The 10466-nt window shown below is 60.9% G+C and carries 8 protein-coding genes; 3 read left to right on the plus strand and 5 right to left on the minus strand.

What is annotated here, in order from left to right; translation table 11 throughout:
- Position 1 precedes the first annotated feature (1 nt).
- The gene (rfbA, locus tag RBA95_RS13410; RefSeq protein ID WP_306017382.1) at positions 2-886 is read left to right on the plus strand and encodes a glucose-1-phosphate thymidylyltransferase RfbA; all 885 of its coding nucleotides are present in this window, start codon (positions 2-4) and stop codon (positions 884-886) included.
- 25 nt (positions 887-911) lie between these two features.
- Positions 912-1700, plus strand: coding sequence for a 3'(2'),5'-bisphosphate nucleotidase CysQ (gene cysQ / locus RBA95_RS13415; protein ID WP_306017383.1), 789 nt, complete (start codon positions 912-914; stop codon positions 1698-1700).
- A gap of 49 nt (positions 1701-1749) precedes the next feature.
- On the opposite strand, the gene cysN is transcribed toward cysQ, so the two are convergent.
- From cysN to RBA95_RS13430, 3 genes are all read right to left on the minus strand, one after another.
- A complete protein-coding gene (cysN, locus tag RBA95_RS13420; protein ID WP_306017384.1) occupies positions 1750-3648 on the minus strand; it encodes a sulfate adenylyltransferase subunit CysN in 1899 nt (632 codons plus the stop codon).
- 1 nt (position 3649) lies between these two features.
- A complete protein-coding gene (gene cysD, locus RBA95_RS13425) occupies positions 3650-4621 on the minus strand; it encodes a sulfate adenylyltransferase subunit CysD (RefSeq protein WP_306017385.1) in 972 nt (323 codons plus the stop codon).
- A 216-nt stretch (positions 4622-4837) separates the two neighbouring features.
- The gene (locus RBA95_RS13430; RefSeq protein WP_306017386.1) at positions 4838-5950 is read right to left on the minus strand and encodes a DegT/DnrJ/EryC1/StrS aminotransferase family protein; all 1113 of its coding nucleotides are present in this window, start codon (positions 5948-5950) and stop codon (positions 4838-4840) included.
- A 182-nt stretch (positions 5951-6132) separates the two neighbouring features.
- Between RBA95_RS13430 and glmM the strand changes: the two genes are divergently transcribed.
- A complete protein-coding gene (glmM, locus tag RBA95_RS13435; RefSeq protein ID WP_306017387.1) occupies positions 6133-7476 on the plus strand; it encodes a phosphoglucosamine mutase in 1344 nt (447 codons plus the stop codon).
- On the opposite strand, the gene galU is transcribed toward glmM, so the two are convergent.
- Together galU and glmS are read right to left on the minus strand one after the other, a co-directional pair.
- Positions 7473-8354: a UTP--glucose-1-phosphate uridylyltransferase GalU gene (gene galU, locus RBA95_RS13440; RefSeq protein ID WP_306017388.1), complete on the minus strand. Its 882-nt coding sequence runs from the start codon at positions 8352-8354 to the stop codon at positions 7473-7475. The genes glmM and galU overlap by 4 nt on opposite strands.
- A 73-nt stretch (positions 8355-8427) precedes the next feature.
- Positions 8428-10251, minus strand: coding sequence for a glutamine--fructose-6-phosphate transaminase (isomerizing) (glmS, locus tag RBA95_RS13445; protein ID WP_306017389.1), 1824 nt, complete (start codon positions 10249-10251; stop codon positions 8428-8430).
- Between the last annotated feature and the right edge of the window lie 215 nt (positions 10252-10466).

A 10466-nucleotide genomic window follows, 5' to 3' on the forward strand; every position in this document is an offset into this window, starting at 1 on the left:
CATGTCAAAAACTACCAAGGGCATCATACTGGCCGGGGGGCTGGGCAGCCGTTTGCGCCCGATCACGCTCGCCGTGTCCAAACAGCTTCTTCCGATTTATGACAAGCCGCTGATTTTCTATCCGTTTTCCACGCTATTACTGGCGGGAATCCGCGAAATCCTCATCATCACCACGCCGGAGAGCAAGGCGGCTTACGAGACCCTGCTCGGTGACGGCTCGCGCTTTGGCGTCAGCATCGAGTATGCGGAACAGGATGAGCCGCGCGGCCTGGCGGAAGCCTTCCTGATCGGCGAAGAGTTTATTGGCGATGACAATGTCGCCCTGATCCTGGGCGACAACCTCTTCCATGGCGCAGGCCTGGTTGAGGGTCTGCGCACGGCTGGCGAGTTCGACGAAGGCGCGCTTGTCTTCGCCTATCATGTCGCTGACCCGACCGCCTTCGGCGTTGTCGAGCTTGATGATACCGGCCGCGCCATCAGCCTTGAGGAAAAGCCCAAGAAACCGCGCAGCAACTGGGCCGTGACCGGTCTGTACTTCTATGATTCCAGCGTGGTGGAGATCGCCAAGTCGATCACGCCGTCCGCACGGGGCGAACTCGAGATCACTTCGGTCAATGAAGCCTATATGGAGCGCGGCCAGTTGAAGGTTCAGCTGCTCTCACGCGGCGTCGCCTGGCTGGACACCGGCACGGTGGAAGGCATGGTCGAAGCGACCGAATATGTCCGCGCCATCGAGAAACGCCAGGGTCTGAAGATCGCCTGCCCCGAAGAAATCGCCTGGCGCAACGGCTTCATCACTGACGAGCAATTGAAAAAGACCGCCAACGCGATCCCCAACGCGTATGGCGCCTATCTCAAAAACCTGCTGAAATCCGAACGCCGCTAATCGCTCATACTGAAAGGTCGTGACCATGACACTCGACGCTCTCGCCCGGTCCTTTGGTCAGATCTGTCTGGAAGCCGCCATCCCCGTGATGGAGGTCTATGAAAGCGATTTCACCGCCGAGCAGAAAGCGGACAAATCACCGGTCACCGAAGCGGACAAACGCGCCGAGGACGTCATCCTGAAGGCTCTGGCCAAGCTGATGCCGGACGTACCTGTGCTGGCCGAAGAAAGTTTCGAAGCTGGCGTGCGCCCCTCGGTCGAAGATGAATTCCTGCTGGTGGACCCGGTCGACGGCACCAAGGAATTCATCGCCAAACGCGGCGAATTCACGATCAATATCGCCTTGATCCGCAATGGGGAACCCGTTGCCGGCGCGGTCTACGCGCCAGCACTCCGCCAGCTCTATCTGGGCGGCGAGACCGCCTTCACCGGCGCTTTCAAGCCTGGCGACACCTTGCAAGATGATCGCCTGTCTCCTGCGCAAACACGCCGCAAGCCCGAAGCCGGCATGACCGCGGTCATGAGCCGGTCTCACGCTGATGAGCAGACCAAGGCCTTTGCCGAATCCCAAGGCGTCACGGAAGCCATTTCCGCTGGCTCATCCTTGAAGTTCTGCAAGCTGGCTGAAGGCGCTGCTGACCTGTATCCGCGCTTCGGTCCGACAATGGAATGGGATACGGCGGCGGGTCACGCGGTTCTGAACGCAGCCGGTGGCGCCGTAACCGAACCTGACGGCGCGCCCTTCCGTTATGGCAAGACCGAAGCTGGCTACAAGAACGGCGCCTTTGTGGCCTGGGCGCAGCCCCGCGCCTGATGCGAGAGCGGCGTCAGCAGACTTTCAAGCCCGCCAACGCCGTCAGCTCTTAGCCGATAAATCCGCGTTCAATCAGCGCTTCGATCACCGCTTCTGCGGCGTCCTCTGCTGACATGTCCCCGGTTTTCAAGTGGATCTCAGCGTTTTCAGGCGCTTCATACGGACTGTCAAAGCCTGTGAAGTTCTTGATCTCCCCCGCCTGGGCTTTCTTGTAGAGGCCCTTGGGGTCGCGCTGCATGCACACTTCCAGCGGCGCATCGACGAAGATCTCGATGAACTCCGCCTCGTCCACCAGTTCGCGCACCATCTGGCGCTCGGACCGGAAGGGCGAAATGAACGAGCAGGTGACGATCAGGCCGGCATCCACGAACAGCTTCGACACTTCCCCGATCCGGCGGATATTCTCGACCCGATCCACATCGGTGAAGCCCAGATCCTTGTTGAGGCCGTGGCGCACATTGTCGCCATCCAGCGAATAGGTATGACGGCCCGCCTCGGCCAGCTTGCGCTCAACGAGGTTCGAAATGGTGGACTTGCCTGCGCCGGACAATCCGGTGAACCACAGGACAGCAGGTTTCTGTCCTTTCATGTCGGCGCGGCGCGTCTTGTCCACATCCATGGCATGAGTGTGGATGTTGCTGGCCCGACGCAGCGAGAATTCGATCATCCCGGCGCCCACCGTCTGGTTGGTGAAGCGATCAATCAGGATGAAAGACCCCGTCTCACGTTGGTCCTTGTATGGATCAAAGGCGATCGGCCGGGAGGTGGACAGCGTACAGACGCCGATTTCGTTGAGCTTGAGCGATTTGCCGGGCTCTTTCTCGAAACTGTTGACGTTGAGCTTGTGCTTGAGTGTGGTGACTGACACCGGAGAGGTCTGCCCGCCCGCCTTCAGAAGATAGGAGCGCCCCGGAAGCATCTCCTCTTCCGTCATCCAGAGGATTTCCGCAGCGAATTGATCTGACACTTCCGGACGCTGCGACGGATCGGCCAGCATGTCCCCGCGTGCGATATCGATCTCGCGATCGAGCACCAGGGTCACCGCCTCACCCGCACGCGCCGTGTCGAGGTCTTCATCTGCTGTCACAACACGGCTGATTTTCGCCGTCTTGCCCGAATGGGCCACGACCACGTCATCGCCCGGCGCCACAGCGCCAGACGCCACGGTGCCGGAAAAGCCGCGGAAGTCGAGATTGGGGCGGTTCACCCACTGGACCGGGAAGCGGAAGGCATAAGCCGCTTCCTTTTCGGTGTTCGTGTCCACCGATTCCAGATGCTCCATCAGTGTCGGACCATCATGCCATTTCATCGCATCTGAGCGCGAGAAAATGTTGTCGCCATACCGGGCCGAGATCGGAATCGGGGTGATGGTGTCAAAGCCCAGATCTTCGGCAATGGTCAGATATTCGGATACGATTTCATGGAACCGGGCGCGGGAATGGTCCACCAGGTCCATCTTGTTGACCGCCAGCACGGCATGGCGAATGCCCATCATGTTGGCGATATAGGTGTGACGCCTGGTCTGGGTCAAAACGCCTTTGCGGGCGTCCACCAAGATGATGGCGAGGTCCGCCGTCGAAGCGCCCGTCGCCATGTTCCGCGTGTATTGTTCGTGCCCGGGCGTATCGGCGACGATGAACTTGCGCTTTTCGGTATTGAAGAAGCGATAGGCCACATCGATGGTGATGCCCTGCTCGCGCTCAGCCTCCAGGCCGTCGAGCAGAAGGGCGAAGTCGATCTCTTCACCCGCCGTGCCATGCTTGCGGGAATCGCGCTCGAGCACCTTGATCTGATCTTCAAACAAGAGCTTGGAATCATACAGCAAGCGGCCGATCAGCGTGGACTTGCCGTCATCCACGGAGCCGCAGGTGATGACCCGCAGCACGCCATTCTCACCCGCTCGGGTCAGACGCTCGGAGACTTCTGCGCGGATTGCATCATCAGCCATCTTAGAAATACCCCTCGCGCTTCTTCTTCTCCATGGAGCCGGCCTCATCAAAATCGATCAGGCGGCCAGCACGCTCGGAGGTGCGCGCTGTCAGCATTTCAAGGACGATGTCATCAAGCGTCTCCGCCTGGCTCTCAACCGCGCCGGTCAGCGGGTAGCAGCCCAGGGTCCGGAAACGGATCTTGCGCATTTCCGGCGTCTCGCCATCCTCGAACACCATGCGCTCGTCATCGACCATGATCAGCGTGCCATCGCGCTCGACAACAGGTCGTTCGCCTGCGAAGTAAAGCGGGACGATCGGGATATCCTCTTCCAGGATGTACTGCCAGATATCCACTTCGGTCCAGTTGGAGAGCGGGAAGACTCGGATGCTCTCCCCTTTCCGGATCCGGGTGTTGTAGGTCCGCCAAAGCTCCGGGCGCTGATTACGCGGGTCCCAGGCATGGGCCGCATTCCGGAAAGAAAAGACGCGTTCCTTGGCGCGGGACTTCTCTTCGTCGCGACGGCCGCCACCAAAGGCCGCGTCATAGCGCCCGTGATTGAGCGCCTGCAGAAGGCCTTCAGTCCGCATCACCTGGGTATGCAGCGCAGAACCGTCAGTAAACGGATTGATCTCGCGTGACTTCCCTTCCTCATTCACCCAGACGATCATGTCGAGCCCGAGCGCCTCGGTCAGGGCATCGCGAAATTCGCCCATGGCCTGGAACTCCCACAGGGAGTCGATGTGCAGGAACGGGAAGGGCGGCTTGGACGGGAAGAATGCTTTCATGGCTAGATGAAGCATCACCGTAGAGTCCTTGCCGATCGAATACAGCATGACCGGGCGCTCAAATTCAGCCGCCACTTCGCGCATGATATGAATGGCTTCAGCTTCTAGCGCCTTGAGGTGGGGAGAGAGCTGGCGCTTACGCGGCTTGGCGCCGTGAGTAAAACGCTGCGCATAATTCTGAATGCGCGACTGGATGTCGGTCATGGCGACGTCCCTTGGTCAGAAGAAGATTAGCGGCTTTGTTAGTCAGTTTGTGCGGGTTTGGAAAGCGTAGAAACCAATCTCACGCCAGCGAGTGTGCACTGCAGCATACTTTGAGGGCCATGACGACACAGAAACGGGCGGCCCCAGCGGGACCGCCCGTACAAATCAACTTCAACGCGAACACGATTATGCGTTCGAAGACAGGCGCGCCCTCCCCTAGACGGAGGCGCGCACCGCGGCGATCACCTGCTCGAGGCGATCACCTTCAAGATAGGCATCCATGGGCAGGGAGACGACGCGCTTGGCCGCCGCTTCCGTGACAGGCAATCCGCCGGCGGGTTGCTTGAAGGCGGAATAACAGTCCTGCATGTGAAGCGGAACCGGGTAGTAAACGGCGGTGGGCACCTGCTTTTCAGCCAGTTGCGCACGGAAGCCGTCCCGGTCGTCCACTTCGATCGTGTACTGCGCCCAGGTGGAAACGCCGCCCTCGATCACCTTGGGCGCTTTCACCACGTCGCCAAAGCCCTTGGCGTACGCATCTGCAGCCACATTGCGCGCCTTTATTTCGTCTGCGAAGATTTCCAGCTTCAGCAGCAGCACTGCGGCCTGGATCGTATCCAGACGCGAATTCAGTCCGATGCGGGCATAGTAATAGCGCTCATCCGCCTCGCCATGATTGCGCAGCGACTTCATCAAGTGCTGCAGATCGTCATCCTGGGTCAGCACAGCCCCGCCATCGCCGTAACAGCCCAGCGGTTTGGCGGGATAAAAGCTGATGGTCGCCACATCCGCCCATTCGACCGGATGCTTGCCGTTGAGCGTGCAGCCAAATCCCTGAGCGCTATCGGCGATGAGCTTCATGCCGTGCGCCTTGCAGATCTCGGAAAGCGCGGGATAGTCAGCCGGCTGACCGAAGAGGTCCACCGCGATCACGGTATGCGGATTCAAGCCTTCGGACTTGGCCCACTCGACGGCCTTCTCCAGCTGCTTGGGGTCCATGCAGTAGGTGTCAGGGTCAATATCGACAAACACCGGGTGCGCGCCCAGATGCGCCGGCATTTCCGCGGTCGACGCAAAGGTGAAGCTGGGTACGAAAATCGCGTCCTTTTCGCCGACTTGCCAAGCCATAAGCGGCAGGGCGAGCGCATCCGTGCCGTTCGCGCAGGTCAGTCCTTGCCTGGATGCTCCGAATTGCGCCAACCGCTCTTCCAGTTCGGTGACTTCCGGGCCGAAGATATAGCGACCCTCCTCGATCACCTTGGCGATGGCCTGGTCCAGCTTGGGCTGAAGGCGGGCCCGCTGGGCGGCGAGGTCGATGAAAGGCAGCATGGTGCGAATTCCTAACGCAGTGCGACAATGATGGTTCTGCTCATATGGGCTTCGCAGTTTGGAGAAAAGTCACGAAGCCTGTCGTTTTATTTCACACGACGCCTGATCGGCCCCGTCATTGCATCACAGGGACGATCAGCCTACCACCAGAGCCCCCTAAGCCAGCACGGGAACCTTTGTCCATGAAACAGTATTTCGGCACTGACGGCGTACGCGGCCGTGCGAACCAGCACCCGATGACCCCTGAAGTCGCGCTGAAACTGGGTCGCGCCATTGGATCCTTTGTGCGACAGGGCGAGCGGCGTCACATGGTGGTGATCGGAAAGGACACACGCCTGTCCGGCTACATGATCGAACACGCCATGGTGGGCGGCCTGACTGCGGCGGGCATGGATGTGCGGCTGATCGGCCCCTGCCCCACCCCCGCCATCGGCATGCTGACGCGCTCCATGCGCGCGGATCTGGGCATCATGATCACCGCGTCACACAATCCCTATACTGACAATGGCATCAAGCTGTTCGGCCCTGACGGGTTCAAACTGGCTGACGACAGTGAATTGGAGATCGAACGCCTGATTGAAGCCGACCCGGACGCGTCGTCCGTGGATGGAGAGAAGATCGGCAAGCTCGATCACTACAAGGACGCCTATGGCCGCTACATTGAAGGCGCCAAGGCCAGCTTCCCGCGCGAGCTGTCCCTGTCCGGCATCAAGGTGGTGGTCGATTGCGCCAATGGCGGCGGGTACAAGACCGCGCCGATCGCCCTGTGGGAGCTGGGCGCGGAGGTTCACCCCATTGGCGTGACCCCGAACGGAACGAACATCAATCGCGCCTGCGGATCCACGGCCCCTGACGCCATGATCAACGCTGTTCGCGAGACCGGGGCTGATATCGGCATCGCGCTGGATGGCGATGCGGACCGCGCCATTCTGTGTGACGAGAAAGGCGAGCTGATCGATGGCGATCAGATCATCGCGCGCATCGGAAAGGACCAGCTCGACACCGGCCAGCTGCGTGGTGATGGCGTGGTCACGACCGTGATGAGCAATTTCGGGCTCGAACGGTACCTGCAGTCAGAGAATCTGAAGCTGATCCGCACCAAGGTGGGCGACCGCCACGTTGTCGAGGCCATGCGCTCTGGCGGTTATAATGTGGGCGGCGAGCAATCGGGCCATGTCGTTCTGCTGGATCACGCCACGACGGGAGACGGTCTCATCGCCGCCCTTCAGGTACTGGCGAGCTGCGTGCGCGCCCAGAAACCGGCAAGCGAGATCTGCCATCTGTTCGAGCCCGCTCCGCAGGTGCTGATCAATGTGCGCTATGAGGGCGCCTCGCCGCTGGAGCTGGAAAGCGTGCAAAAGGCGCAGGAAGACGCGGAAAAACGCCTTGGAAACCAGGGACGCCTCGTGCTTCGCAAATCAGGCACCGAACCGCTCATTCGCGTCATGACCCAGGGTGATGATGATCAGCTGGTGACGTCTGTGGCTGAGGACCTGGCCGAGACCATTCGCACGGCGGCGGGCTAGACCCGCCGATCACCTTTGAGAAGTCCGGAGAGCACCGCTTCGCTGGTGGACGCGTCCGCCTTCAGCGCCATGGCGGCGAACGCCTCCAGATAGCCCTGCGGCGACCCGGTGTCATAGGTGACGCCCTCGAACTTGTAGGCATGGAAGGGACGGGTCTTGAGCAAGGTTTCCATGGAGTCGGTCAGCTGGATCTCACCGCCGGCGCCCGGCGGCTGATCACCCAGCAGCGCCATGATCTCAGACTCCAGAATGTACCGCCCTGAAATCATCAGATTGGAAGGCGCCTGATCCACGGGCGGCTTTTCCACCATGCCCAGCATCTCGAGCAGCACGCCCTTGTCGGCGCCCGGCTTGATGACACCGTACTTGGACACATCCTCTTGCGGTACGGCTTCAACCGAAACCATGTTGCCGCCGGTTTCACCATAAGAGTCCACCATGCCTTTCAGGCAGGGCGTCGCACCATCCATGATCATGTCCGGCAGCATGACCGCAAACGGGTCATCGCCCACCAGGTCGCGCGCGCACCAGATGGCGTGGCCCAGACCCTTGGGCGCCTGCTGGCGCACGAAGCTGCATGTGCCCGCTTCCGGGCGCAGCGTGTTCAGCGTGTCCAGCAAGGCGGTCTTGTTCTTCTGAGCCAGCGCATCTTCAAGTTCATAGGCGTGATCGAAGTAATCCTCGATGGCGCCCTTGTTCCGACCCGTGATGAAGATGAAATGCTCGATGCCGGCGGCCAGCGCTTCGTCGACCACGTATTGCAAAGCCGGCCGGTCATAGACCGGCAGCATCTCCTTGGGGATGACCTTGGTGGCAGGCAGCACCCGCGTGCCGAACCCTGCGACCGGAATGACTGCTTTGCGAACGGCACGCGACATCACTTACCCCCTGATGGTGATCCGCATGTTGATAGCTTTTGTGGTGCGCCGCGGCAATATCTGCGCGAGCGCATTACTCAACGGTCACGGACTTGGCGAGATTTCGGGGCTGATCGACATCCGTGCCTTTGAGCGAAGCCGTATGATAGGCGAGCAGCTGGATCGGCGCTGCCGCCACGATGGGGCGTATGAATTCAGGGCACTCAGGCATGATGACGATGTGTTCCGCCGTATCGACCGCAAGGGCGGCGCCCTTCTCATCTGTAATGAGAATGATCTCGGCGCCCCGGGCCGCCACTTCCTGCATATTGGACAGGGTTTTCTCAAAGAGCGCGTCATGCGGCGCGGCGACGACGACCGGCGTGCCCTCTTCAATCAGCGCGATCGGCCCATGCTTGAGCTCTCCGGCGGCATAGCCTTCAGCATGAATATAGCTGATTTCCTTGAGCTTCAGGGCGCCTTCCATGGCCAGCGGATGATAAACGCCACGCCCCAGATAAAGCACGTCCCGCGCCTGGGTCAGGCGTTGGGCGATTTTCTCGATCTGCGGCTCTACCGCCAGGGCGGCGTTGATCAGGCGTGGCGCCTCCAACAAAGCCGTTACGAAACGGGCTTCGTCCTCATGCGTCAACACGCCCCGCGTCCGACCCGCCCCGATGGCGAGACAGGCGATGGCGGTCAGTTGCGCCGTGAACGCCTTGGTGGACGCCACGCCGATCTCGGGACCCGCCTGGGTCTGGGCGATCGCGTCCGCTTCACGCGCAATGGTGGATTCAAGGACATTGACCACAGCGAGCGTACGGGCGCCGGCCGCCTTGCAATAGCGGAGCGCAGCCAGGGTATCCGCGGTTTCGCCCGATTGCGAAATGAACAGGGCGGCGTCCTTCGGCCCGATAACGGGGTCGCGATAGCGGAACTCGGACGCGACATCGATCTCCACCGACAGGCGCGCATACTTCTCGAACCAGTACTTGCCGATGGACGCCGCATAAAACGCAGTGCCACAGGCCGTACCCAGAAGCCGGTTCACATCGTTCCAGTCCAGCAGGCCATCCGTTGTGAAGCGACCGGCGTCTATATCGACATAGCGAGAGAGGGTATGGGCGATGGCGTCGGGTTGCTCATGGATTTCCTTCTCCATGAAATGGCGGTACTCGCCCTTGTCCGCGAAGCCGGCGACAGCCCTGGACACATGCACTTCGCGATTGGCGGGACGCTGCGCCTCATCAACGATCCGGACATCGCCCGCAGTGACGATCGCGCGGTCGCCTTCTTCAAGATAGATCACCTTGTTGGTCCAGCCGGCCAGCGCCAGCGAATCCGAGCCGACATACCCTTCTGTCTCACCCAGACCGACCACCAGCGGACACCCGGAGCGGGCCACATAAAGGGCGTCTGGCGCCTCCTGATTCAGCGCCGCCAGCGCATAGGCGCCACGTAAGCGATCCACCGCCGCGTGAAAGGCTGCGGCCATGTCCAGACCGCGCTTGAGCCCGGACGCGATCAGGTGCGCGATCACTTCAGAATCGGTCGGCGTCGTGCAGGTGATCCCTTCGGCTTTCAGCTCCTCGCGCAATTCAGCGTAATTCTCGATGATGCCGTTATGGACAATGGCCACAGCCCCGGAGACATGAGGGTGTGCGTTCTGCAGGGTCGGGGCGCCATGGGTCGCCCAGCGCGTATGGCCGATGCCGACAGCGCCATCCGCCGGCGCAGCGGCGATGGCCTGATCCAGGCCTGAAATCTTGCCCGGCGCACGGCGACGCTCCAGCGCGCCTTCACGCGTAATTACAGCAATGCCTGAGGAGTCGTATCCGCGGTATTCAAGCCGCCGCAGCCCTTCCACGAGGCGTTCGGTGACCGTGCTCGATCCGACAATACCGACAATGCCGCACATGGACTGCTCCTGAGTTCTAACCGGGTCGCGTCAGCCTTCGATAGCCAGCCCAGCGCGCTGTGGCCAGCGCCCCGCGCGTCTTAATGACGTGAAAGGCTTCAACAATTACTGCGGCAGGTTTCAGGCGAGCGCCGTTTCACCGCCCCACGCTGACATAGTGGAAGCCGCGCTCATTCATGTCTTCGGGGTCGTAGATATTGCGCAGGTCCACCAGG

The sequence above is a fragment of the Oceanicaulis sp. MMSF_3324 genome, from assembly GCF_030733545.1.
Lineage (GTDB): Bacteria > Pseudomonadota > Alphaproteobacteria > Caulobacterales > Maricaulaceae > Oceanicaulis.

Coding starts and splice junctions, on each gene's coding strand:
- cysD (WP_306017385.1), bottom strand. CDS start 4,621: ATGACCGACATCCAGTCGCGCATTCAGAATTATGCGCAGCGTTTTACT.
- cysQ (WP_306017383.1), top strand. CDS start 912: ATGACACTCGACGCTCTCGCCCGGTCCTTTGGTCAGATCTGTCTGGAA.
- glmM (WP_306017387.1), top strand. CDS start 6,133: ATGAAACAGTATTTCGGCACTGACGGCGTACGCGGCCGTGCGAACCAG.
- galU (WP_306017388.1), bottom strand. CDS start 8,354: ATGTCGCGTGCCGTTCGCAAAGCAGTCATTCCGGTCGCAGGGTTCGGC.
- cysN (WP_306017384.1), bottom strand. CDS start 3,648: ATGGCTGATGATGCAATCCGCGCAGAAGTCTCCGAGCGTCTGACCCGA.
- glmS (WP_306017389.1), bottom strand. CDS start 10,251: ATGTGCGGCATTGTCGGTATTGTCGGATCGAGCACGGTCACCGAACGC.
- rfbA (WP_306017382.1), top strand. CDS start 2: ATGTCAAAAACTACCAAGGGCATCATACTGGCCGGGGGGCTGGGCAGC.
- RBA95_RS13430 (WP_306017386.1), bottom strand. CDS start 5,950: ATGCTGCCTTTCATCGACCTCGCCGCCCAGCGGGCCCGCCTTCAGCCC.